Origin of the sequence: Geobacter hydrogenophilus (genome assembly GCF_018501225.1) — a bacterium.
Classification (GTDB): domain Bacteria; phylum Desulfobacterota; class Desulfuromonadia; order Geobacterales; family Geobacteraceae; genus Geobacter; species Geobacter hydrogenophilus.
The window spans coordinates 42,081-66,792 of sequence record NZ_JAHCZI010000013.1 but is presented as its reverse complement, the minus strand read 5'-3'; the positions used below and the strand labels follow the sequence as shown (position 1 = coordinate 66,792).

Annotated in this window: 27 protein-coding genes; 14 read left to right on the top strand and 13 right to left on the bottom strand. The window is 52.2% G+C overall.

What is annotated here, in order from left to right; genetic code table 11:
• Positions 1-546 precede the first annotated feature (546 nt).
• From resB to KI811_RS15970, 13 genes are all read left to right on the top strand, one after another.
• On the top strand, positions 547-1,926 hold the full coding sequence (resB, locus tag KI811_RS16030; RefSeq protein WP_214187484.1) for a cytochrome c biogenesis protein ResB: 1,380 nt from the start codon (positions 547-549) through the stop codon (positions 1,924-1,926).
• Positions 1,923-2,768: a c-type cytochrome biogenesis protein CcsB gene (gene ccsB, locus KI811_RS16025; RefSeq protein WP_214187483.1), complete on the top strand. Its 846-nt coding sequence runs from the start codon at positions 1,923-1,925 to the stop codon at positions 2,766-2,768. The genes resB and ccsB overlap by 4 nt, the downstream gene beginning before the upstream one ends.
• A gap of 76 nt (positions 2,769-2,844) precedes the next feature.
• Positions 2,845-5,223 (top strand): heavy metal translocating P-type ATPase, encoded by a 2,379-nt coding sequence (locus tag KI811_RS16020; RefSeq protein ID WP_214187482.1) that lies wholly within the window; start codon positions 2,845-2,847, stop codon positions 5,221-5,223.
• A 73-nt stretch (positions 5,224-5,296) separates the two neighbouring features.
• On the top strand, positions 5,297-5,659 hold the full coding sequence (locus KI811_RS16015; RefSeq protein ID WP_214187481.1) for a response regulator: 363 nt from the start codon (positions 5,297-5,299) through the stop codon (positions 5,657-5,659).
• Positions 5,660-6,134: 475 nt separating this feature from the next.
• The gene (locus KI811_RS16010) at positions 6,135-6,443 is read left to right on the top strand and encodes a hypothetical protein (protein WP_214187480.1); all 309 of its coding nucleotides are present in this window, start codon (positions 6,135-6,137) and stop codon (positions 6,441-6,443) included.
• Between the two features lie 155 nt (positions 6,444-6,598).
• Positions 6,599-7,171 (top strand): hypothetical protein, encoded by a 573-nt coding sequence (locus tag KI811_RS16005; RefSeq protein ID WP_214187479.1) that lies wholly within the window; start codon positions 6,599-6,601, stop codon positions 7,169-7,171.
• A gap of 213 nt (positions 7,172-7,384) precedes the next feature.
• On the top strand, positions 7,385-8,395 hold the full coding sequence (locus KI811_RS16000) for a transporter (protein WP_214187478.1): 1,011 nt from the start codon (positions 7,385-7,387) through the stop codon (positions 8,393-8,395).
• A gap of 119 nt (positions 8,396-8,514) precedes the next feature.
• On the top strand, positions 8,515-8,913 hold the full coding sequence (locus KI811_RS15995; protein ID WP_214187477.1) for a DUF302 domain-containing protein: 399 nt from the start codon (positions 8,515-8,517) through the stop codon (positions 8,911-8,913).
• 68 nt (positions 8,914-8,981) lie between these two features.
• Positions 8,982-9,341 (top strand): hypothetical protein, encoded by a 360-nt coding sequence (locus tag KI811_RS15990; protein WP_214187476.1) that lies wholly within the window; start codon positions 8,982-8,984, stop codon positions 9,339-9,341.
• 207 nt (positions 9,342-9,548) lie between these two features.
• Positions 9,549-9,866: a hypothetical protein gene (locus tag KI811_RS15985; protein ID WP_214187475.1), complete on the top strand. Its 318-nt coding sequence runs from the start codon at positions 9,549-9,551 to the stop codon at positions 9,864-9,866.
• A gap of 95 nt (positions 9,867-9,961) precedes the next feature.
• Positions 9,962-10,921, top strand: coding sequence for a hypothetical protein (locus tag KI811_RS15980; RefSeq protein WP_214187474.1), 960 nt, complete (start codon positions 9,962-9,964; stop codon positions 10,919-10,921).
• A gap of 265 nt (positions 10,922-11,186) precedes the next feature.
• Positions 11,187-12,512, top strand: coding sequence for a hypothetical protein (locus KI811_RS15975; protein WP_214187473.1), 1,326 nt, complete (start codon positions 11,187-11,189; stop codon positions 12,510-12,512).
• 481 nt (positions 12,513-12,993) lie between these two features.
• Positions 12,994-13,803 (top strand): transporter family protein, encoded by an 810-nt coding sequence (locus tag KI811_RS15970; protein WP_214187472.1) that lies wholly within the window; start codon positions 12,994-12,996, stop codon positions 13,801-13,803.
• 64 nt (positions 13,804-13,867) lie between these two features.
• On the opposite strand, the gene KI811_RS15965 is transcribed toward KI811_RS15970, so the two are convergent.
• From KI811_RS15965 to KI811_RS15910, 12 genes are all read right to left on the bottom strand, one after another.
• Positions 13,868-14,278 (bottom strand): hypothetical protein, encoded by a 411-nt coding sequence (locus tag KI811_RS15965; RefSeq protein ID WP_214187471.1) that lies wholly within the window; start codon positions 14,276-14,278, stop codon positions 13,868-13,870.
• A 23-nt stretch (positions 14,279-14,301) separates the two neighbouring features.
• On the bottom strand, positions 14,302-15,786 hold the full coding sequence (locus KI811_RS15960; RefSeq protein WP_214187470.1) for a conjugal transfer protein TraH: 1,485 nt from the start codon (positions 15,784-15,786) through the stop codon (positions 14,302-14,304).
• 37 nt (positions 15,787-15,823) lie between these two features.
• Complete coding sequence (locus tag KI811_RS15955; RefSeq protein WP_214187469.1) at positions 15,824-16,663, bottom strand: conjugal transfer protein TraF; 840 nt, start codon at positions 16,661-16,663, stop codon at positions 15,824-15,826.
• Positions 16,648-18,072 carry an HD domain-containing protein gene (locus KI811_RS15950; RefSeq protein ID WP_214187468.1) on the bottom strand — a complete coding sequence of 475 codons (1,425 nt, stop codon included), beginning with the start codon at positions 18,070-18,072 and terminating at the stop codon, positions 16,648-16,650. Before KI811_RS15950 ends, KI811_RS15955 begins: the two co-directional genes overlap by 16 nt.
• On the bottom strand, positions 18,069-19,394 hold the full coding sequence (locus tag KI811_RS15945) for a type IV secretory system conjugative DNA transfer family protein (protein WP_246551818.1): 1,326 nt from the start codon (positions 19,392-19,394) through the stop codon (positions 18,069-18,071). Before KI811_RS15945 ends, KI811_RS15950 begins: the two co-directional genes overlap by 4 nt.
• Positions 19,395-19,434: 40 nt before the next feature.
• Positions 19,435-20,157, bottom strand: coding sequence for a hypothetical protein (locus KI811_RS15940; protein ID WP_246551817.1), 723 nt, complete (start codon positions 20,155-20,157; stop codon positions 19,435-19,437).
• On the bottom strand, positions 20,144-20,650 hold the full coding sequence (locus tag KI811_RS15935; protein ID WP_214187466.1) for a lytic transglycosylase domain-containing protein: 507 nt from the start codon (positions 20,648-20,650) through the stop codon (positions 20,144-20,146). The genes KI811_RS15940 and KI811_RS15935 overlap by 14 nt, the downstream gene beginning before the upstream one ends.
• A gap of 133 nt (positions 20,651-20,783) precedes the next feature.
• Positions 20,784-21,143 (bottom strand): hypothetical protein, encoded by a 360-nt coding sequence (locus KI811_RS15930; RefSeq protein ID WP_214187465.1) that lies wholly within the window; start codon positions 21,141-21,143, stop codon positions 20,784-20,786.
• A gap of 82 nt (positions 21,144-21,225) precedes the next feature.
• The gene (locus KI811_RS15925) at positions 21,226-21,396 is read right to left on the bottom strand and encodes a hypothetical protein (RefSeq protein ID WP_214187464.1); all 171 of its coding nucleotides are present in this window, start codon (positions 21,394-21,396) and stop codon (positions 21,226-21,228) included.
• Positions 21,397-21,415: 19 nt separating this feature from the next.
• Positions 21,416-21,577, bottom strand: a complete 162-nt coding sequence (locus KI811_RS15920; RefSeq protein WP_214187463.1) for a hypothetical protein — start codon at positions 21,575-21,577, stop codon at positions 21,416-21,418.
• Positions 21,578-21,632: 55 nt separating this feature from the next.
• Positions 21,633-21,812 carry a YHS domain-containing protein gene (locus tag KI811_RS18985; RefSeq protein WP_214187462.1) on the bottom strand — a complete coding sequence of 60 codons (180 nt, stop codon included), beginning with the start codon at positions 21,810-21,812 and terminating at the stop codon, positions 21,633-21,635.
• 64 nt (positions 21,813-21,876) lie between these two features.
• Positions 21,877-22,194 carry a hypothetical protein gene (locus KI811_RS15910; protein WP_214187461.1) on the bottom strand — a complete coding sequence of 106 codons (318 nt, stop codon included), beginning with the start codon at positions 22,192-22,194 and terminating at the stop codon, positions 21,877-21,879.
• A gap of 219 nt (positions 22,195-22,413) precedes the next feature.
• Here KI811_RS15910 and KI811_RS15905 point away from each other — a divergent pair, with 219 nt between their 5' ends.
• Positions 22,414-23,388 (top strand): HD-GYP domain-containing protein, encoded by a 975-nt coding sequence (locus KI811_RS15905; RefSeq protein WP_214187460.1) that lies wholly within the window; start codon positions 22,414-22,416, stop codon positions 23,386-23,388.
• Here KI811_RS15905 and KI811_RS15900 read toward each other — a convergent pair whose 3' ends face one another.
• Complete coding sequence (locus KI811_RS15900) at positions 23,389-24,642, bottom strand: hypothetical protein (protein WP_214187459.1); 1,254 nt, start codon at positions 24,640-24,642, stop codon at positions 23,389-23,391.
• Between the last annotated feature and the right edge of the window lie 70 nt (positions 24,643-24,712).

Below are 24,712 nucleotides of genomic sequence, written 5' to 3'. Positions count from 1 at the left end.
GAGCATGACGAATAAAGGCTCGCTATCGTTGCCTTTGAAATTGATGTCATTGTCAGGCGGACATGAAACCGATCAATATCTGGAAAAATCTCAGGACGATTGTAATAAGTTGCCTCTGTGCTCTGATTGTCATGCAGTCATTTGTGCAAGCGGCTCCGCATGGTGCTGCACCAGATATTCAGAAGGTGGCGTGCGATACGGTACAAAGCCCCAATGATGATTGCCCCTGTAAGGATAATCACGAAAGTGGGCAATGTGATCTATCCTGTGCCTGCTGTGCCACTTTTGCGGCTCTGCTTGGAAGGATAACCTTTCACACTCCACACAGGTCAAAGAATTTTTACTCTGCTGAGCCACCGATATTATTGCCACAGGTCTATCTGCCTATCTTTGTTCCTCCTCAAAACCGCTTCTGGTCATAAGTCCCGACATCATGCCGAAGCATAACAACATTAAGTATTATCAGATTTCTTCGGTCGTGTGTCCGGGCGAAGGTGTCATGCGTACAGACTGTCTGCCGCAACCTTATAGCCAAGGAGCATTCTCGTGACTTCAAGTAAAAAAACAATATCCCAATCCATCTGGGATTTTTTCTGCTCACTCAAGCTGACGATGTTTACCCTGATAACTCTGGCGGTGATCTCAATCATCGGAACGGTTATTCCACAGGGTACGCCGCCCCCCGAGTACCTACATACCATCAGCCAGAACAAGCTGAAGCTTTATAAAAGCCTCGGCTTCTTCGACATGTACCACTCATGGTGGTTCATCCTCCTGCTCTCGTTGCTCTCTCTGAATCTGATCGCCTGTTCCGTTAAGCGGCTCCCGGCTATCTGTAAAACCATAACCCGCCCCGTGAGAGTTATGGATGATGGTCTGGAGAGATCGATTTCGAATCTCACCTCAATCATGACATCAGGGGACGCTGCCACGCTCAAGGACCGGGTCGCCGCTGTCCTGAAGGCGGAATTTGCCGAACCGGTGGTTACCGAAACAGACGGGGCTTACCATCTGTTCGCCCAGACGGCACCCTGGTCCCGGCTGGCTGTGTATGCCGTTCACCTGAGTGTGCTCGTCATATTCATCGGCGCCATCATCGGCTCCCTGTTCGGATACAAGGGATTCGTCAATATCCCTGAAGGAGAGAGCGTGGGCAAGGTCATGTCTCGCTCCGAAAAGGAAATCGATCTCGGCTTTGCGGTACGCTGCGAGAAATTCAGTGTTTCCCATTATCCCAACGGGGCCCCCAAGGAATTCAAGAGCATCCTGACCGTGCTTGAGAATGGCCGACCGGTGGCGGGCTATGACCGGGTGCCGGTCATTGTCAATGATCCTCTCAACTACAAGGGGATTACCTTTTACCAGTCCAGTTACGGCAAGTATGGCGAGCACGAATTCACTGTCAGCGATCCGGATGGCAGCAATCCACAACCGCTGAAGATGCAAAGTAACGGGTCGGCAAAGTTGCCCGACGGCAGCGGCATCTGTCTTCAGGAGACGACCCCGGATATTTCCCGGTTCCAATCGGGGCTGAACGGGCCGGCGGCCCAGGTGGAGGTGCATCTGGCAAATGGTGAGAACAAGACATTCATCGTCTATTCCAACAATCCGGCCATGAACAGGATGAATCTCCCCTACACCGGTGGAAAGCTACTCCAGTATCGGGGGGGAGAAGAGTTCATGTACACCGGCCTGCAGGTGGCCAAGGACCCTGGCGTCTGGGTGGTCTGGGTTGGCTGCATCCTGATGGTGGTGGGAATCTATGTCGCCTTCTTTATGGCACACCGGCGTATCTGGGTGCGCGTCGAGAATGGAACCGTAACCATCGGGGGCAATAGCAGCAAGAACCAGGGAGGGTTTCAACTGTTCATGGAGCAACTGATGACGAAGCTCAAAAAACAGCTCCCTTTGGAGGATAATAAATGACCAGTTCATCATTGTTTAATATAACCACCTTTGCCTATCTGCTTTCCATGCTTGGCTTTTTTGCCTTTGCCGTCAGCCGGAGCAAGGTCCTTGGCACGGCAGCCAGCGCCCTGGCCTATGGCGGTCTGCTTGCGCAGACAGTTGCCATCGGCCTTCGCTGGAAAGAGTCCTACGCTCTCGGTATCGGCCATGCGCCGTTATCAAATCTCTATGAGTCTGTGGTTTTTTTCTCTTGGACGATTGTTCTCATCTATGGCCTGCTAGACCTCAAGTACCGTTATCGGGTAATCGGCGCTTTCGTCATGCCTTTCGCCCTTTTGGGTATGGCCTGGGGACAGCTCAGCCTTGACAGTGGCATCCAACCTCTTGTCCCGGCCTTGCAGAGTAACTGGCTCACTTATCACGTCATAACCTGTTTCCTGGGATATGCCGCCTTCGCCGTTGCCTGCGGCATCTCCATCATGTACCTGATCCGTGCAAAACATGAAAAATCAACCCCTGACAACGAGCAGAGCATTGTCGCCACTTTTCCGGCCGGCAGGGTGCTCGACGACCTGAACTACAAGTCGATCATGATCGGGTTTCCGCTCCTGACCCTTGGCATAGTAACCGGCGCTGCCTGGGCCAACTACGCCTGGGGGACCTACTGGAGTTGGGACCCGAAAGAGACTTGGTCGCTGATTGTCTGGTTTGTCTATGCGGCCTTCCTTCATGCCCGGATCACACGCGGCTGGGCCGGACAGCGGGCAGCCTGGCTTTCGATCATCGGTTTTGCCGCGACCATCTTCTGTTATCTCGGGGTGAATCTGCTTCTTTCAGGGCTTCACAGCTACGGTGGGTAGCTCGCGATTTAATCGATTGTCCTGAGCAGGACCCTAAAAGGCTCGTTCATATTTTGCCGGTAGAAAAGGATTATCGATGACCCCGCAACATGCAACCCTTGAACTGAATATTGCCGGATTGGATTGCCCCACCTGTGCCGGGCATCTGGAGACCGTCATAAAAGAAATTGTTGGTGTCACCAAGGTGACGATGCTGCTTGTTGAACAAATGGCGGTAATCCTTTACGACCCGGTTAAAACCACGCCGGCAGCGATTCGCGAAAAAATAGAAGATGCCGGTTATGCTGTCGTAGCCAGTGACGATGAAGAGGCGGTTATCGAGCCTGCAAGCATAACTCAACAGCTAGAGCCCGGCACTTCGACGGGGCGCCAGGACATGCTGCACATCGAAAATATGGACTGTCCGACAGAAGAGGCGCTGATCCGCAACAAATTGAAGGGATTTTCCGGCGTGACGGGCCTCGAATTCAATCTTTTGCAGAGAAACCTCATTATTTCCCACTCCCTGCCATCGCTCGATCCGGTGATAGACGCGCTGAAGTCCGTCGGCATGCAGGTCGGACCGGTGGAGGCGAAGGACGAATTGCCCGAGGTTGAGAAGACCAATTGGTGGCCGTTGATTGTTTCGGGTGTTGCCGCTCTTGGTGCCGAAATCATCGAGATGCTGACCACCGGCCATCACTGGCTGACCCTGCTCCTGGTTTTTGTCGCGATTCTGACCGGTGGCCTTGAAACCTACAAAAAAGGGTGGATTGCCCTGCGCAATCGCAATCTGAACATGAACGCTCTCATGTCCATTGCCGTAACGGGTGCCGTGTGCATCGGCCAGTGGCCTGAGGCTGCCATTGTCATGTTCCTCTTTGCCTTGGCCGAACTGATCGAGGCCAAGTCTCTCGACCGGGCCCGCAATGCCATCAGGGGGCTGATGGCTATGGCTCCGGTGACTGCCACGGTGCAGCTTGCCGATGGCTCTTGGAGTGAGGTTCAAGCGGGGGATGTAGCGTTGGACAGCATCGTGCGCGTCAGACCTGGCGAACGGATCGCTCTGGACGGGGTTGTGACTGAAGGAAACTCGACGGTCGATCAGTCCCCCATCACTGGGGAGAGCCTGCCGGTGGAGAAGGGACCTGGAGAGCCGGTCTTTGCCGGTACGATCAACCAGGCAGGGTCGTTCCACTTCCGTGTCACGGCACGAGCCAATGATTCCACGCTTACCCGGATTATCCATGCCGTCGAGGCTGCACAGGGAAGTCGTGCGCCGACCCAGCGCTTTGTCGACCAGTTTGCCCGAGTCTATACCCCCATTGTGTTTGCCATTGCCTTATTGGTCGCGGTTGTCCCGCCGCTTATGCTTGGCGGCGGATGGTTGGACTGGATCTATAAGTCGTTGGTGCTGCTGGTCATTGCCTGTCCCTGTGCGCTGGTTATTTCGACACCGGTCACCATCGTCAGCGGTCTTGCCGCTGCCGCACGGCACGGCATCCTGATCAAGGGTGGGGTCTACCTGGAGGAGGGACGCAAGCTTGCCTGGCTGGCGCTGGACAAGACCGGCACCATCACCCATGGCAAACCGGCGCAGACCGACTTTGAGCCCTTGAATGGAATCGACACGCAAGAAGCTCGCTGTCTCGCCGCAAGTCTGGCCAGCCGTTCCGATCATCCTGTGTCCCATGCCATTGCCGTTTCTGCCGAGGCGGACGGCATCGAGTTGCAGGAGGTTTCTGAGTTTTCGGCCTTGGCAGGCCGCGGCGTCGTCGGTCGTGTCGGCGAGCGGATGTATTTTCTCGGAAACCCTCGGTTGATGACAGAAAACGGCTTCAATGAGTCCGGGTTATCTGCCCTGATCGCCAACCTGGAGCGCCAGGGGAAAAGTGTGGTTCTTCTGGCAAATGTAGAAAAACCGCTGGCGGTGTTCGGTGTCGCTGACACGATCAAGGAATCCAGCCTTGATGCTATAGCTGAGCTGCACAGGCTCGGCGTGCGTACCATGATGCTTTCGGGGGATAACCAACACACTGCAGAATCCATAGCCCGAAAAGTAGGCATTGATGAAGTGAGGGCCGGCCTTTTGCCGGAAGACAAACAGAAAATCATCGAGACGTTTCAGGGCAACGGCGGGACTATCGGCATGGTCGGCGACGGTATCAATGATGCGCCGGCACTGGCGCGCGCCGATATCGGCTTTGCCATGGGGGCTGCCGGAACGGATACCGCCATCGAGACGGCAGATGTGGCGCTGATGGACGACGATCTGCGCAAAGTGGCTCTTTTCGTACGACTCTCCCGCACCACTTCGGCGATTCTCAAACAGAACATTACCCTTGCGTTGGGAATCAAGGCGGTTTTTCTCGGGTTAACGATATTCGGGTACGGCACCATGTGGATGGCGGTATTCGCCGACATGGGAGCGAGTCTTCTTGTCGTCGGCAATGGCCTGCGCCTGCTGCGTAAATAGTATCGGTTATATGCCGGATCATTATCTTGAACGGAAAGGCTGCCGTAGAATTTAGGCAGGTTGTGGCCCCGCAATGAAGTACATCCTGATAGTTGACGATGACAGGGATTGTCTTGGAATGTTCAGGAATTTTCTCGTGCAGGAAGGCTTTTCGGTGCAATGCGCGACCAGCGGCGAGGAAGCTCTCTCGATCCTGAAAGATTCATCTATTCATCTGATGATCACTGATCTGAACATGCCGAAAATGAATGGAATTGAATTGGCCAAGAAAGCATTGATACTACTGCCATTCATGCCGATTTTTTTGCACTCCGGCAGCATATCGCCGGAACTTCCCTTGCTGGCAGAGGTGGTCGGGATCTCCAGGGTTCTGGCAAAACCTGTTAACCCCTGCGCTATGCTGGAGGCAATAAGAAATGAGTTGCGTGAAAATTAACATCCATGCCGTAGTCGCGTCCGCGCCAGTTACGGTTGAGTTGTGCGACTCCGTCGATCTGGCGGGTTTATAATGCGGCCCCGTGTATTTCGGACAATCTGTGTACTGCTGCTGTTATCTTTCTCGATGCTGTTTTCTGGCGTTACGCTCATTGCAACTGCCGAGTCTCCGGCAGCGATTGGAGCTGTCAAAAATAATCATTGCAACCCCGACGGGGCGCAGAGTTGTCCGCTCCCTTGCACCACGCCTGTCTGCCCATTATGTGTGTGCGCTATTGCTGATACTGTTCAACCGGTTGAGATACAGACCACCTTCCAGATAGTTGAATTTGAATTCCCGGATGTTGCGCAGTCGATTCCAGACCCGTATTTGAACGAGATTTTTCATCCTCCGAGACTACTAAGTGGGTTTCTACGTTCTTGAGATTGTTTAGTTCAATGAAATCTGAATTATCACTACTTTCAAGGAGAATACGATGAAGAATAAAGTTATGGCATTACTGCTAGTCGCAGCAATTTTGGCTTTTGGTGGTGTTGCATTTGCCGAAACCGGCCAGGTAGGCGTGAAGGCTATCAGTGCCGATACGTTGAATAAATTCAGGCAACATACGGTTGATTTAAGGGAACAGCTTAAAGCTAAAGATCTGGAACTGCGTGGGCTCTATGCTTATGATGGCATTGATATGCGGCGAGTCGATGAACTGGAAGGGGAAATAAGGGAAATCAAAGCGAAGATCAGATCCGTTGCAGTGAGCATGAATCTTGAACCCTGTAACTGTCTGTAGTTACGTGTAAACACGTGAGAGGGGACTCCGTGTTCCCTCTCACGCAGTCTCTGCTGACATTGAAAATCCTGAATGTTCATTTGAGGCATTCATAACATTATACTGAAACTGATTGAGAACTTAGTGATGTTAGAAAAATTGGAGAGGTGGATAAAATGACAATGAAAATGAATCTGGGTATGGCAGGAGCGGCTTTAATGCTCTGTGTTGTTGCGAGCGGTTGTGCAAATAACCGGGATCTTATCACCAAGACCTCGACTGCGACAAGGAGCGATGTCTTTACCGAGGCAGTCAACTCAGACGTTCAAACTGCAAAAGCCATAATCGACTTCTCGTTTGCGGTTAAGAGCAATTCCTACTACCTCATGGGTACGTACGGCAAGCATACTGCCCCTCCCTACCGCGTTCACCTCAATATTGACGGTCAACCAATAGTCCTTGAAGCAGAGCCTGTGCTTGAAGACAGATCACCAATTGATTCGACCATTCCTGAGAGCGGTATCGGCTGGAAATACCAGTTCAGCAAGCGAATTGCCCTTGCGCCAGGTAAACACAAGTTGACAATTGCGCTTCCGATAGATGATGTGATTGTTGAAAGGGAGGTGGAGTTGCGTACAGGAGTAAATTCAATCACTGTTACACCTATCTATACCAGAAAAAATCTTCGTCCATACAAGGGAGAAAATTTCACTGCTGGAGTCAAAGCTTTAGATGTTGTTGTAAAATGAATTTAGAAGAAGCCTCTGATTTTTATATTGAGAGTGGGGGCTGAGAAGCCCTCATTTTTGTTTTGAATCCACTAAGACAGCAGGATGTCTTATTGCAGGGCTTGTACTTGGCGCTAAGCGCGTTAGAATGCATTTACTTTAAGGGCACGTTCTGCTCTCTCGCACGGGAATTACGAGCCGCATTTCAGCTCTGTATAAGACAAGGACTTTCGAATGGGCGGTAAGCGGATACTTGTTTTGACCGCGGTAATGATAGCCGTCGGCTATGGCTTCGCTCGGGCCGATCATCCGACTGTCGGCTTCGGGGCGGGAATCGCCGGCCCGGCCATAACTATTCCGGCGACTACCTTGCCAAAGGGAGGTGGGGCAGTCACATTGCGCGTGGAGTATGTAAAATTTCACGCATTCTCCGATGCCGAACTTGCACGCTTTGCCGCGCAGGGGACCGAAGGTCATAGCGTAGACTATCTTCTCAGCCCATCCGTCGGTGTTGGTTATGGCCTGACAGATAGTTTGACCATCGGCATGCGCCTCCCCTATGTGCTGCGGACAGGCATCCGGGAAGGACACGACGAGGGGGGCGAGATAGCCATCGACAACCATGGAGACGCGGATGGTGTTGGCGATCTTACACTCCTTGGTCAATACCGGTTCCTGAGGAATGAGGACTTCAATCTGGAATCCGCCTTGCTGGGCGGGCTCAAGATGCCGACCGGGGCCACCGGAGTCAAAGTCAGGAACGGGGTGCTGTTTGAGACAGAACATCAGCCCGGTTCGGGGTCATGGGACCCGCTACTCGGCATGGCGGTCAGCAAGCGAATAGGAGCGATGTCATTCGATGCGAATCTGCTCTATACGTTTGCCACTAGGGGAGCGCAGCGAACAAACCTAGGTGACCGGCTGCATTACAATTTCGCGACTTCGTACCGATTGGGCAAAGAGCAAGGTCATCACCACTCTAATGGGATGGCTGATCATCACCACCTGGCATGGGACCTGATCCTCGAAATGAACGGTGAATGGCAAGAGAAACAGAGGATTTCAGGTGTTGTTGATGAGAATAGCGGGGGGAGCCTTGTCTATATTTCCCCCGGTGCAAGATTGTGCAGCGACAGCGGCTGGGCCGCGACACTTTCGGTTGGAGTCCCTGTTATCGAGGAGCGAAACGGGGTTCAGCATGAAACCGATCTGCGCCTGGTCGGCGGACTGACCAAGGGGTTTTGATGCTAAATAATTCAGATGTTGGAATTGAGGTGGAGTATCCCTATGAATACGCGGGTAGCTTATTAAAGCGAAGAGATCGGAACAAATAGAAAACAGGGGAGCTAGGAAAGGAGAATGCAATGGAGATTAAGACACCGTATGCTTTTGGCAAGACCGTGGACATCGCATACGCCGAAGCGGAAAAAAGGGTGCGTGAAGAACTGGCAAAGGAGGGCTTTGGAGTGCTGACCGAGATCGACGTCAGAAAGAAATTTGCTGAAAAGCTCCAGAAGGAGTTCCGCGACTACCTGATCCTAGGTGCCTGCAATCCTCATCTGGCCTTTGAAGCCTTGGGCCGGGAGGTTAACCTGGGAACGCTCCTCCCCTGCAATGTCGTGGTCTATACCAGGGATGACGGCAAGACGGCGGTCATGGTCATGGACCCGGTTGCGGCACTCTCTATGATCGGCAACCCGGAGATAACGGAAATTGCGAAAAAGGTTGCCGAGAAGATGCATCGGGTACTTGCCGCCTTGTAATCGCATATTTTTAAAACAATGTTTACAAACACGATTGACAATTAATTCAATCATGATAATCTGTGCCCATGGCTACAAAAGCACTTCGTGTAATATCCTTGGTCGTACTGCTCGCGGTGATCTCGATGGTAACCGGCTTGGGAACTAAATTTTCCGCAGCTCATGTCTTAAAGATCGAGAAATCTTCCTGTAAGGGCGACGGCAAACAGAACGACAAAGGAGATCAATGTCCTGAGGATGAGGGGCAATGTCCCACCCCCTGTGATAGCGCATTCTGCCCGATTTTCACCTGCATGGTTGCCGATTTTCCTTCAACGATTGAACTAATAACTGCTCCTCTGCAAAAGGTTTCTTTCTTTGGTTTCATTCCAGCACATATCCCAACCCCCTTCATAACTTCAATTTTCCACCCACCCTCACTCGCCTGAAATCGTAGTACCACAATTCATCCCAATTTTGTCGCTTGGTCTCTTGGATTGAACTCAGCATCTGCTGCGTGGAATGCCATTAGCTTTTGGCTTCCCCCATCTCAAGCGGAGTGCGTCTTAATCCCATTTCTTTGATGGGATTGACTACGTCCATTATCTGCCTAGCGGTGGTGTATTTATAATCAAAGACCTAAAGGAGAAAAAAACATGAAATTTCGGATAGTAATAGCGTTTGTCGTCACAGCATCGATGGCTTTCGTCAGTGTAGTTTATGCCGAGGATGCACTTATCAACCCTTGTGTGCCAGTCAACGCGGAAACGGTTAAGCAATTTCGACAAAACACTGCGACCTTGAGAGAGCAGCTTTCTGCCAAGAATCTTGAGTTGCGCCAACAGTATGGTTACGACGGTCTCAACACAAGTCGAATCGATGAGCTTGAAGGTCAACTACGCGAACTCAAGGAAAAAATTAAGGCTGAAGCCAGAAAGTTAAACATCGAACCCGGATCGTGCTACCAGCTGTAGCATGTAATAGGAAGTTAAGGAGAGGAGCCACCTCGGCTCCTCTCTGCTGAAATACGGGTAGTTTTTACTGTCATTACCGCTGAAAGGAGCTCAATTTGCGTAACCACAGATTATCAGTTGTTTTGCCGTTTCTTTTTCTGCTCACCGCCTGTGCCGGCAACAGAGTCGGCAGCACGCCGCCAGACGGCTATGTTGAGATAGAAAATCCCGCATTCACCATGTCAAAGGATGCCCCGGCCACAATCTGGGTTCCCAGGAGTTACGTTGAATCAGGGGTGCCCCGTGGCAGTGAACTGTTGAAGAAGGGATATGAAGCGGTAAAGCAAGGGGCGACGGGTAACGCGCCGGCCCATCCGGTTATCAACGAGGCTCCACAAGCAACGGTAAATCCCCCCGCTGTAAAAAGCAGAATCGTGGCGCTGGAAATGGGGCAGAATAGGTTTTTGCCGCAGTTTCGAGAAAAGCTGAAAAGTGCTTCAGTTGGAATACTGCTTGAGCCTGATCTGGGAAGCATTGCCAGCTTTGGTTCCATTACCAGTCAAGAGGAACGTCTTTCTTTGTCAAAGCGCCTATCCCAGGACCTCAGCAGCAATCTGGTTCTGTTTATCATCGCCCCTGACCAAATTGCTCCCGGGAAAAAGTTCGTGGTCGAAATCCATGACGGCATGGGCGGTGGCGTTCTCCGCGAGGTCGACGCAATCATTCCGGCATACGATGCCGCCGATCAGGCTGCCAGGGCTTCCGCCGTTGCATCAGCCCTGGCCGGTGTAACTGGCAAGGTCAAAGAAGTTGTAGCGCTTGTCCCCTGGTACGGCAGGATAGTCGCAATTGACGGTGAAAGGGTCTATATCAACGCAGGCAAAGAAGCCGGGGTAACTATCGGACAGGACTTGAAAATCTTCCGTGGCGGCAAGTTTGTGGCAGGGCTCGGCTTTGCTCCCGGTGAGATGATAGGCACGTTGAAGATACAGGGCTTCGCTGGTCCGAACGGCGCATATGGCGTTGTCAAGGATGGGCAACGAGTCCGTGTCAGCGATATGGTAGCCACTGAATAGCTTTTGAAGACAAGAATGATAAAGCGGGTAAGAACCACGTTACTTACGGCAACAAAGGCGCAAGATCATTTGTGCCTCCTTCATATGGGGGGCTTTGATCCCCCAATTTTTCCTACAACAGGCCCGCTTCGGCGTGTCTTTTCCATACCGGACGAGATGTGAACAAAACCGGCGGTCATTCTTGAATGAAAGGAGGGAAGGTCGGAAAGTGGGTATTTGAAAAGAGTGATTGTATTGTACGTCATCATAAACAAAGGAGGCAGACATGAAGAAAAAGATGTTTGGATTAGTAGCACTTGGTCTTATGTTCTCGGTCCCTGCAATGGCGCAGGAAGTGCCGCAGCCTACTCCCCCGGTCTATAACTGTGATTTCGAGCCGGCCTGCGAGGTGGCGCCCGGCATCTACGGCAAAATGGCCTCTCCCGTAACAAGCAAATTCAATCTCTCCATCGGCGGATTCGTAAAGCTCGATTATGCTTACAACTCCGTCAACCTGGGGCCCAGCGGGGCACTTGCGCCTGGAAGCGGGGCAATCCCCAAGAGTTCTTCAACCGCCGGCCAGCAAGACCAGTCGATCCTGACCGCCCGTCAGTCCCGTTTCTGGCTGAAGGTTGCCGGTCCGCCCCTCCTCGGGGCCAAGACCAATGCACTCATCGAAGCTGATTTTTACGGAGACCCGTCTGCCGCTGCCGAAAGCCCGCAGTTGAGGATGCGCCAAGCATGGGGCTCCATGGACTGGGCCAATACGCAGGTGCTGTTTGGCCAGGCATACGACATTTTCGGGCCGATGATTGCCTCCACCATAGACTTCCGTTCCGGCGCGGCGTTCGGTACCCCGAACAATCCCCGCGTCCCCCAGGTCCGGCTTACGCAGAAGGTAAATCTGAACGCCGACAATTCCTTGAAACTGGTGCTTGGAGTCCAGGACCCGAATCAGAACGGCAACAACAATAACGCGGCCGGTACTACAGTCGGCAACATGGTCAATACGGCAGGACAGGTCATGTTTGTCAGTAAGGCGCTGGGTGTGGCCCCGGGCTACTTCGGCATGTCCATGAATTCCCTGACTGCCGGATTCTTCGGCCTGTACGGCAATGAAAAGGTCGCAGCCAGCGGCCGGAGCGTGGATTCATACGGCTACGGCTTCTATACCTTCGTGCCGGTGCTGAAGTCCAAAGACGGAAAGAATCGGGCCATGACCCTGTCGCTTGAAGGGCAGGCTTACATGGCGGCCAACATGGCCTTCAACACCGCCACCGCAGGCACTACAGTAGGAACGGCTGGTAATGAATCCGCAGCCAAGGGCTACGGCTTGGCTGGCCAGGCGATCTTCTACCCGACCCAGCATCTGGGGATAACCGCCGGATACGGCAGGAGAAATGCTTATAACTATGCCAGCTACAGCGGCATCAGCAATTTCCAGAAATCCAGCTCCAATCTCTACGCAAACGTTGCCTATGATTTGAATGCCGCTATCAGGGTGGCGGCAGAGTATCAGAATCTGAATACCCAGTATGGCAATAATTCGGCAGGTACATCCGGTACCGGCACCGCCAATGTGGCACGTCTGGCAGCGTTTTACTTTTTCTAGGAAATTTTGTTAACAAGAATTAAAAGCTTCAGTAATCATTTCATTGTGATTCGCCCACCCGCTCTCCCTCCTTAGAACGGGTGGGCAATTTTTTCAGCCGTGATACTTCCAAAACTTTTGATATATTGAGTGAGAGACCAAACAAGTTATCTATTCAATCAATTTATGGGACAGCTGAGAATCGGAACGAAGAATGAAATGAACCCGAAATTTCGTGCCGTTGGAGACCGGATTGAGAGAGGGGGCTGATATGCCCCCATTTTCATTTTTACTCCCTAAAATATATTTGCTGATTCTTGTTGCTCATAGAAGTTCTTGACAAACGTCATATTGAAAACTATTATCAATTTCAACAGTGAGGACGATGCATGATGGCTTAATCGGCAATGAAATAATTCAATTTAATCTGTCTGCTTCCGATAAATCTACTATCGATCAAGCCCCAGTTTAGGGAAAATGCACACTAATCAAGGAGGGATTCATGACGCTTTACAAGTATTTGCCCTATTTCGCCCTGGCAGGCTTTCTGCTAATAAGTAGGTCTGGATTCGCGGAGGAAGTAAAGAAGATTCAGGACAACTCGTTTCTTCTGGAAGAGGCGTACAATCAGGAAGACGGGGTTGTGCAGCACATTTCTGTATTCCAGTACCTGAAAAAATCAAAGGACTGGCAGTACACCTTTACTCAGGAATGGCCGGTTCCAAAACAGACGCATCAGTTTTCTTATACTGTTCCGGTAACGCATCTCCACGATAACGACTCAACCGGAGTTGGCGACATTTTATTGAACTATCGTTATCAAGCAATTCTGCAGGACAGAATTGCCCTGGCCCCTCGTCTTTCACTTATCCTGCCCACCGGTGACTACAAGAAAGGTCTCGGCACTGATACTGTCGGTTACCAGGTCAACATTCCACTGAGTGTTGAGCTTTCCGACAAACTCGTAACCCACTGGAACATGGGGGCTACGTTTACTCCGGATGCCAAGGATAATGCAGGAGACAAGGCAAATGTCCGGGGTTTCAACTATGGAGCCAGCCTGATTTATCTGGTGAATGAGAACTTTAACCTGATGCTGGAAACAGCAGGGACCACTACTGAAACAGTGCCCAAAAATGGAATTACAACAACCGAGAGCACTTTTTTCATCAATCCCGGTGTTCGGTTCGCAATTAACTTGAAATCAGGTCTACAGATCGTGCCCGGGCTTTCGGTGCCAATCGGCATTGGGCCTTCGGAAGGTGAATATGGGGGACTCGTATATCTATCCTTCGAGCATCCTCTGTTTTGATGGCATGTAAACAAGGAAGATAAGGGGCAACACCTGTTGCCCCTTATCAGTATCAACCGAAACATTACGACTGAGCTGCAGCTGTTGACATCGCCTTCTTTCCCCCCCGTTTTTCCTCTTCTTCGCCATTTTTCGCAAGTGGGTTGATAAAGCCCCGAGGTGGTGTATAGTCCCACTCCATCAACTCGCACATCTCGGCATTCAGCAGATTGATTTCCTCACGAATCTGTTGACTCCTCTCGATAAACTCCTGCGCTTTTTCAAACGTGATGTTCTTGTTACGGCCCATTGTCATGCGTAATCGGTGAAGGACATTGTCGTGGGTGTTGAGCATGGTGATGAAGTCGCTTTGATCCAGGGTCTTCCTGGAGATGACATCGATGTCATCCCGGACTACCTTTTTCAGCTTACGATCCTGCCAGGACTGCTTTCCCGATGGTTTTTTGCCGCTTGATTCCAGTTTGTTGTCTGCCATGATTCCTCCCCTGTGTTCTGATGTTAAATTCTGCCGGTTGCCCGCAGGGCAATCCCTTTGCCGAAGCGATCCGATAATTCCGAAAATACCGTATCGTCGAACTTCTTCATGTTCTGGACGATCATTTCCACTGCATTGATCTCCGATGCCGCATTGGCATAACTCTGCTGGGCCACAGTGAGCAGTTGCAGCGTCTTTTCCTCCAGAGTCTGGATGTGCTGCATACCTTCGCCGAGGAGCGCCAGCTGGCACGTTTCAGGAGATGCCCCGGCCTTGTTCCCCTTCTGGGTGGACATGATGTTCCGGGCCATCTCCTGCAACTGCACCGCCCGCCCGAACAGGTCGAGCAGCATGTAATAGCCGTAGGCCCGGGCAGTCAGTTCAGCCAGCTTGCCGATGACTTCTCCCTCGGTATTGGTGGCTGTTGCGTTCTTGAGGATCAGACCGACCGACAGTGGCGTGCTCTTGAGGAACGCTTCCTCATCGGCGGTGAGTGCTGTCTTCGATTTGATCTTCCCGGCGATGGACTGCATCTTGCCGGCCACATAGACCATCAGGTTCTTGTTGGCGTCGGTGATGTCGGCACAGGCCCCGGCGGTATCACGCCCTTGGGCGGAGCCGCTGATAAAAGAGTCAAAGCTGTTGTTCTTGTCGCACGGGGGAACGTACTGGGCCTGGTAGGTGGTGCCGGTCGTCGCCGGGCTCTGGATCACCACATCGCCGATAAAGCCGCGCACCAGCTTGACGTAATCACTATTCATCCCTTTTTTGCTGGCCAGGTTCTCCAGAACCGAGCCGTCCCCGAATATCTGCAGGACTTCGGCCGGGCAACCGGCGGTGGCGCTGGTGGCCGAGGTCTGGGTAGTGCCCGGAACTCCCGGCTTGTTGCCGGCGTTGGTCTTCTGCTCGCTCTCGAACAGTTTGCTGACATCCTGATAGAGATCCTTGGCGCCGCTCGACACCATGAAATCAGTCTGGGCCGTCTTCATCTCCGCCTTCAGGCTGTCCGACATGACTGACGAAAACGGACTGGCAGAGGTTGCCACCAGCGCCTTGGCTGCCTTGCAGTCGTTCAACTGTAGCGAATTCAGCCGGTCGGTGATGGCTTCGAGGGTCTTGATGGTGTCGGCCACCTGGGGTGCCAGGGTCTTCAGGGCGATGTCGAAGGCCGCAGCCGGAGCTGCCGACAGAATGTTCTGAAGCTTCTGCACCAGGTAGTCAACGTTCAGGAACGAGAAGCCTCCGAGGAACATGTCGATGCCGCCGCAGCCGGACTTCAGCTTCGGGAGCGAGGCGGTGAACAAGTGGTCATCGGTGTTCGCCCACCTGGCAGAAAAGCTCCCCCCGGTGTAGTAGCCGCGCTTCGACCCTTCGTAGTAACTGGGCGAGGTGGAGCTCTTCTGCTGCACCCAGTCATCGACCCAGCCGGACCAGGACAGGACAGGGTTCAGGGCAATCGCTGCCGCCAGGCAGGCGGCGGTGGTTCTGGTACATACGGTTCGTTTCACACGGGCACCTCTTCTCTGTCGCTGATGGACATGAAACTCACGGCTGTTCCTTATCCAGGAGGCGGCGCTTCCTCACATCGAAGCCGCCTCCCTTCTGGAATTCGTAGAGCGAATATTCCTCCGGGGAGATGTCACCCTTCAGGAGGCGCACGGCCCGGTATGCCTTGTCCTCGATTTCGTCGGCGGAGATGACTCCGGCCGAGACCGGCAGGTAATCCTGGTTCCCTTTCTGGATCAGGATCAGGGTCGGGGTGATCTCCACGCTGAACTTGGCTGCCAACCCCGGATTTTCCTGAATATTGACCCGCTTCACGGTCCAGCCAGTCGCATTGGTGAACCAGTCCAGGATGCGAGACTGTTCGTCGCAGTAGCTGCAGTCGGGCCGCTGGAAATAGATCAGGGCGAAATCATCCCGGTTGTCCCTTAGGACGCGTTGCCGTTCCTCGTTGATCTGGGCGATCCGGGCCAGGTTGCCGGGCGTGGTGATCGGGTAGTCCTTTTTAGTGGTCAGCTCCGGATATTTCTGCCAGACGAACTGGGCCACATTGGAAAAGGCGAGCGCCTTCTTGCGGGCGATCTCCTGAACCTCGAAATACTCCTTCACATTTTCTTCGCTCGGCTTCTGGACCGCCTTCTTCTTCAGCGCCTCGGCAAACTCCTGGAACTGGTCCGGATGCATCTCCCAGATCTGCTCGTAGGTGTAGTCCTTGAGGGACGGAGCGGTCTTGGCCGGTTTCTTCTTTCTGGCCGGCTTCTCGGCCTGCTTCTCCGGCTCCTTCTGGTACCACCACCAGCCAGTGGCTGAATCGGTGTAGTAGCTCGCAGAGGCGGACACGGACAGCGAGAGCATCGCCGCAGCCATCAGCGGCCAACGCATTGTTCCACCTCCTTATTCTTGGGCTTGATATCTTTCACCATCCGCTTCAGTTGCGGGGTTTTCTGTTCTTCCAATGCCGACGGCATTACACCGAATGATTTTGCAGTAAAGGGAATAAGGAGATGTGAAAGGCGCTTGCCACCTCCGGTAATGATGGAAACCTGTGACGTGAAGTAGCCGTCAGCAACATGCTCGGTTGCCAGGGCAGATCTGGTTCTGGCCAGTTCCGTTACGACGGTGAACATAAGGTTGCGCTTCTCCGACTCGAAGCCTTCCGATGCACACACCATGGGATCATGGTTGCTTACTTCCTTGATGGCTTCCCAGAGCGCCTCGGGGTTGACATAGATCACCCCGTTGGGCATGGAAACCACTGACCACTGCTCACCCTTCGGAGTGGATTCCACCAGGTTGATCTTTTTCTTCAGCGAGGAAATTATCGCATCTAGGTCAATACATGCCGGGATATCCATTATTGTTGGCATGTACCTCTCTTTGGAGGGCGCAAATCCGAGAGGGTGTTCTCGTTCTTCAGAAGGGGGCGGTATCGTTCCGGCAGAGGCAGGCACAGAATCTCTCTGTTCTGCTGACTGTGCGCCATTGCTTTCGAAGCTGTTGTGCTTACGTTCCCGTAGGTCGGCATAAAGGGTTGCCAACTCCGCTTGACGAGCCTCATGGTCGCTTTGTTTGAGGCCATCAGTAAGGATGTTATCGCACTTCATCAGGTGATGGCCGGTGACAGCGCGGCAGATGTCCTCTTTGTTGGGGAGAGTCATGAACTCCGGAATTCCCTTCAAAATAAGCCCGGCTATGATTGGATGGTCACCGCTGCTGTACATGCCGTCGTGGTAGGAGGGGATCTTGCCGATGTCATGGGCCAGAGCAATGAGAATCATGTCTGCCAGCAGAGCTTCCTGGTCGGCCTTGGCAATAAAGTTGCGGGTGACCGCCAGCGTATGGCGGTACAGCGGCACTGTTTCCAGCAGGGCATAGGAGTCCTCGGCGTAGATGCGTTCCGCTTCATCCTTGTGTTTCCTGACAACGGAAGGACAGTCTCCCTCCTTGTCGAGCAGGGTGAGAATCATGATGATCAGGTTCCTGCGGACTCCATTGATAGATGACCGATGTTCGATCATTTCGCTGAAAAACTGCTCAATCTCATCGTGTTGAAAGGTTGGGCGTGGCATATTTGTACGGTTCTTCTGTGTCTGCTCCCGCCAGAGGTTTGAAGCATCTTTGATTTCAACCTCACTGTCAGTCCAGAGGTGGCTCAAGTCGGACAACCTGGTTACCTCGGACGGTTTTTCCTCTTGCGGCGCTGGTGGTTGGTTTGGCAGCCATTTTCTGGTGCCGTAAATGGCAAAGCCGATCCCCACGGCTGCGGACATACCTAACAGCATCGTATTCATGGTGAGTCCGTAGTCTCGGACTGGAAAGGTGACAGCATTGAGGTAATGACTGCCGGAGCCTCCGGGAATATGATCTTTATTTTTGGATTTCGGGCGTCGAGAGTGGTCCCCTTGAAGCGTCCTGAGTAGGTCATCATGTAGAATTCACGCGGTTGGAGACTCAAGACATCCTGAACCCGCAAAATATCCTGCTCAACCTCACGGGTTGTAACCTGATTCGAGCCGAAAATCCCTGTCAGTACGTTCTGTACGCCGAAATGCTTGACCACGTAATCGCTGGTCTCGGCATCTGAACAGCGCATGAAGATCTTGGTGTTGGTGTTGTCGAGTATGCTCTTACCGAACTCTTCTCCGATGACTGCATAGATCTGGTTCACCGATTGAGCGAAAGCGGTCACCATGACATCGGCTGATCCCGCTTTGGCGAACAGCTCTTCCACACCCTGGTAAAGCAGACTCTGTGCTTCATCGATAAAGATGGAAAGCGGTGGATCGACCTTCTGTCGGTTGGAGAGGTAGACCCGACCCACAAAGGATTGGATCATGGAGAGAAGCACCTTGCCGAGAGTAGCGGAGGCTTCGCGGGTGATCATGGCGCCGGTATGGACTACCAGGATGACCCGCCCGCCGGCCTCCAGATTATTGATGAAACGGTTGGAATCAGCTTGGCCGATGATCTTGCCGATATTGCCTGATGAAAGCTCCATCAACGCGGTGCGCAGTGTCGAGGAAACCTTGGCATAGTACTCCAGTGGTGATTTGAGGATGTCCTCCAGCATGCCGGCAGTCAACGACGCCTCGGGAGAACCGATGCTGCGAAGCGACTTCATGGTAGTTTCAAGGGATTCACGCCGAATGTTCTGACGGATGGTGTCAATGTTCATGATCGGCATGTTCCCATGCCTCTTGGCCAGGATGATGTAGGCGGAAATTACCGCAGTGGTGATCTCCTTGGCGATGTTCCGGTAGAATGGTTCGCGGCCACCCATTATGCCCGACACGATGTGCCCGACCAGTTCGTCCGGCATGAAATAGAAGGCCATCGGGTCGACAACGGCTGAGTATTCGGGAAAGATGGGAGTTACGAGCATCAGTTCTTCCAGGCGACCTGCATCTCTGGCGACCTCATAGATCTTGGTGAAGATCTGCTGGTCCCCTTTGGGGTCGAAATAAACCACCGAATACCCCTTACGGATGTCCTGCTCGATCAGGTTCTCGCACAGGCGGGTCTTGCCGACACCAGTGGTGCCGAAGACAAATGTGTGCCGTTTTCTGTCGGCATCGGGTATGGCGATGGGAACGATCTTTGTCCGATGATCCATGTTCACACCGGTGCCCAAGTTGGTCATCGGTCCGGTCGGTTTAGCGATGCGTTTCTTGAATGGAAACATACAGGTGCTCTTCCAACTCCTTCCCGACGGAATTTATGACGTCCTTAGATATTCGTGACTGTGCCACTATGGTGCTGAAGGCGCCGGGAATACGTTTCAGGCACTGAATTCCGGAAATGCGGCTACGCTCCTGCAAGAGCAGACGTGGCAGCTCCTTCGAGATGCGGTTCAGTTGTACCTGGACCTTAGTTGACCTATGGTTGACCATGACCGGGACGACGCTGGTGATATGGAATTCCTTCACGGTTCCCGGAATGTAACGTCCGCGCTCATGTTTGGGCTGAAAACGGGTCGGGCAGATTCCGGAAAGGATCAGTCGCCGATAGTGGTCTGCTATTTCCAGAGTGACTAACAGTGAGCCATCGTCACCTACGCGTGTAATCTCTCCCGGGGCCGTATAGCCTCTCAGCTCCTTCAGGTGCTTCGCTTCATGCAGGGTTTTCCGCAGTTGCAGTTCCAGATCGACCTGGTGCTGCACATGCCGCCGCAGTTTCCGCTCGATGTCGCCAAGAGTAATTGTAGTAGGGGCTCCGCCACCGTATGGATAGACGAGGATTTGCAACTGATCCTCGACCCTGACAGTGACACTGGTCTGGAAGGCATGGGTTAGCGTTCTGGCAACGGCGACCTCTATCGCATCCAGAGTCTCATCTCGGGTCAGATCGCTTTCAGGCATGAATTCATCGAGATTCAAGGCCAAATGCCTCTTCCCACGGAGTAGCGACATGGGTTGCTGATGCCACCTGAACCGGCTGTGAATGTGTAAGCTCGCGTTTGACGATGCGGGCTACTCTGGCGGCATAGCGGTCGCGTTTGGACGGTGTGCGTGAATTGTAACAGCCGACTGCCGACCAGGTGTATCCGTAATCCCGAATACATTGGGAAAGAACCCAGGCGCCGACCATGACATTGGTACATGGATCGGCAAGGTTGTTCCAAGAGATGCCTAGCTTGCGCAGTGCCGGCTCCCATGTGGAATTGATCTGCATGAGGCCGTAATCGTAAGTGCCGTTTGTGTTGTAGTTGATAGCTAGGGGATTGAAGCTGCTTTCCCCCTTGGAAATTGCGTAGAGGAGTTGGGGCGATATGCCATATTGGTTACCGGCCTCTTCAAAACAGAAGGCAGCAGCCGGATTTGATGAGCCGATTGATAGGCAAAGCAGGAACGCAAGAGTGGCAAGGCGCATGAATCCCCCTACGTCTATAATCTATAGGGGGGGCAGGTAGGAGGGTTTCGATTGGTTGTCTAGTGTTTCATGGAAATCATTGCAAGTGATTTGGAGAAAACCGGGACGCCGTTGGCCCGGTTTCAGGGGCGAGCTATTTCGCCGGTTGTACCAGCAGTGATGTTGCATCTTTCTTGGCGATATCACCAATCTTGATTTCACCCTTGACGATTTCCGCTTCAAAATAATGCTCACCGATGAAAGAAAGTACCTTGACCTGACCTACTTCCTTTGCGGTTGGGGTTTTGCCAACTTCACGGTAAACAGTGATTACGTCGCCGATAGCGATTTCTTTCTGGGCGTCCACTTTTCCGCTATGGAACAGGTGGAGCTTATTGCCCATTTTCATTACAACTTCACTTTTTGCCTTTTTCTCACCTGCATGAGCGGCAAGAGGCATGGCCACGATCATGGAAAGGATTGCTGCAGTGAACAACATGCTGAATTTTTTCATCTTAGACTCCTTTTTGAATAAATTGTTTTACAACTGGGTAGCCTTTACTATCCATTACCTCCTTTCCGGCCAGTGAGGTTACTCAACAGTGTTTGGCGCACTCATCGGCAGGCATGACGAATGAACATATTTTTTGTGTGCCTTTGTGAGCCGCTATTGCCATTGGCTTGACCACGGTGAGTGAAGCAATTATTGCCACAAGAATGCCGAATTTCAAGAAGAGCATGGGGCCAACAAATTTAAGCCTGTTCATGGTAAATATCCTTTCATGGTTAGTGTGAGTGACCGCCGCCGCTGCCGTATCCCGTATTGTACCGAGGGCGGTCATAATCTGGGGTATGCTGAATGTGCTTGCCATCAAGGAAATCGATGACTGCGCAACCTGAAGATACAAGTAGAGCAGCGGCCAATAAAACAAATAGCGTCACTTTCATGATGACTCCTCTATGTTGATTGAAAAAAATAGCGTACCCCAGCAAGGAGGGTATTCTAGGGTACGCCCGATAACACCTGTATTTGTTGCGTGAATTTAGATGGAGCGTGCTGAAACCTTTTGCGGCACCTGATGCTGCAGAAATAATGCAGTGAGCCATGATAACTGAGAATTGCGACGGCATTCTCCCAGATAATCAACTCTCCGCATACAGGATCAAGCACAAACGTTTTCATCACGATATCCTCTGGAGAAGAGCCGGGAAGTCGTTGTTCCCGGCCCAGATTTTGCTCAACGTCGTTAACTGAGGCAGCAGGACGAAATGCCGTATTTATCCGCAACAACCTTGATCTTGCCCTTCAGATCTTTTATCTCTGCCTCAAGTTCATCGACCTTACGGATGTCGATACCGTCGTAGCTGTATAGTCCGCGCAGCTCCAGATTCTTGGACTTCAATGTGTTAGACAGGGTTGAGGTTTCCTGGGAGAACTGCTGAACTACCTGTTTGTCAGCGCACTTTCCATTGTTGCAACATGGATTGGCTGCCAAAGATGAAGTTGCCCCAATTGAAAGAATCCCCAAAGCTAATGCCATTCCCACGATCATGTTCTTTTTCATTGTAGTCTCTCCTTTGAGCACGTTTTGTTCAGGTGAAAGCCTGGTATTTGCTTATCAATAAATCAACAAATATGCCAAGGGGGAGACAAGAGGTTAACATGCTGATATCATGATGATAATTTATTATATTTGCAGTTAGAGTGATTTGGAAAAGCTAAGAATATGCTACAATTACATCCTACAATTGGAGAGTATTCTCCATTCAGGAGGGAGTTATTGATGGACCGGAATGCAAAAAGAAAAATCATCATTCTCGCTTTATTGACAGGATTAATTGCCCTGTTCCACTATCTGACGCCGACCGAACCGCACGATTACCACAAAATCCATATTGTGCTGCGCAAGCTCTACTTCCTGCCGCCGGTCATGGCTGCGGCATGGTTCGGGCTGAGGGGTGCATGCTTCACTGCCCTGGCGGTCAGTCTGCTGTTTATTCTGCATGCTTTTCTCGACTGGCCGGGCAATTACATGGAACAGGCGAACCAAGTGGGAGAACTGGCAGGTTTCTGGATGGCGGCTGTCATCCCTGGCTGGCTGTTTGACAAACAACGGACACTGCTCCAGGAACTTGCCAATGCCAATGAAGAAACCCTTCTCGGCCTCGTGTCGGCGCTGGACCTGCGGGAACACAACACCCGCCTGCATTCACAACGGGTAAGGGAGTACACCGAATTGTTGGCAACCAGGTATGGGGTTGACGGAGCGGTGCTGCGGGAGATCGGTTTTGGTGCGTTATTACACGATGTCGGGAAGATCGCAGTACCTGACAGGATCTTATTGAAACCAGATAAGTTGACGGATGAAGAATGGCAGGAGATGCGCAAGCATCCGGAAGCAGGGTATCGGATCGTGAAGCGTATTGGATTTCTCAAAGAGGCGGCTGAGATTGTCCATGCGCACCATGAGCGATTTGACGGCACGGGATATCCCCGCGGGCTGAAGGGCGATGCAATCCCTCTTGGGGCGAGATTGTTCATGGTGGCTGATGTCTATGATGCCTTAACTTCGCAGCGCCCATACAAGCCGGCCCTTGCCCATGAAGATGCTGCAACCGAAATTCAGAAACAGAAAGGCACCCAGTTGGACCCTGAAGTGGTAACGACATTCTTGGCAATCGAACCTGCAGAATTACGGCAGATTGCTGAACGTTACCATGATGCAAATTCTAAAGATACGTTTTCGCTGACACACTGATCAGCATTTCGCCAGTTTGAACAGAATCCGGAAATCCTCCCCGAACTTGCATAACCCGCGACAATGTTCTTCGAGGTCCGAAAACAGAATGTATCTGAGACCGACACAGCTGTTGTTCTGAAATGATGGGCGTTTGAGCTGGGCCAACACTTCCTTCTCTCTCTTATCGGGTACCACCAGGAAGAAATCGTATTGTTTATCGCCCAATGAAGAGGCCAAGTCCATGAGCCTCAGCATGCCGGAATAGATAGAGGTGCTCTTTTCGATTTCAAAGGCGCATTCGATCCGCTTCGAGTCCCTGGTGACCCAAATGACATCGATGAGTGATACCGTCCGGATCACATCCGGCGAAATCTCCAGGGGCGGCAGTTCTGGAAGTGTCAGGAATTGAAGAGACCGCCCGTTCAATGACTTGGTCCGGTCGTTGGTGGCAACAAAAACGTCGTATCCCAGATCCCTCCCGATCTCCGTCAGCAAGAACTGCACCCGCAGGTGCTCGTTTTCTTCCCGAATTTCTTCCTGCACCTCCTGGTGCCGTTTCTTCAACGCTTTCTCCAGCTTAGTTTTCTCAGTTTGCAGCGCGTTCTCCCAATTTTGGCCGAGGGCGATCTTGCCCACACCCACATCGAACAACAGGCCGGAAATCGCACCCAGGTCCTTGGACAGTGCAGGCTTCAGGTTCTCATGTGCCGCAATGATGGTTTCGCGCATTTCAAGGTAGCTTTGCCACGAGCCCAGTTTCTTCTTGTCCTCAAAGACGGCATTAAAGCCATTCAGCATGGCTGTATTGAACGGCGGCATCAGGGTCGGATGGAGAAAATAGAGGATATTGGCAACCGCCGGCCCAAGTCCTTTGATCCGGCACCCGTCGAGAGTGAGAATTTCTTTTATCAGCCTGTCGGCGGAGTTGGCCGATAGGCAGGCCTCCAGGAACGAGCCGAATGCGCGTTTATTCTCCTCGTTTTCGTAGATGTCCGGAATGCGCAGCTTCGGCTTCCAGTAAAACGGATGCGCCGCCCCCTCGAACACCTGCTTTTGCTCTGTGATGCATGACATGACGAATTCCAAGGGGGAGCCTTTGAAGTCATTGCCGAAGCTGCCGTCTTTGATTGATTCGACGATGGTCATAACGCCACGCCGGATGGCCCGGAATGCTTTCATGCGGGCATTGTTGTCAATGAACCAGGTATTGTACACGGACTCGTTGTCGGATCTGTAGCGGGTAACAAGCTCATTGATACTGTCAGCGTTCACCGGAAAAACTCCTTCACAAGGCAGTCTTGTAATTCAAAAAGCATCGCTGCCGTTTTCGCATATTTATTGC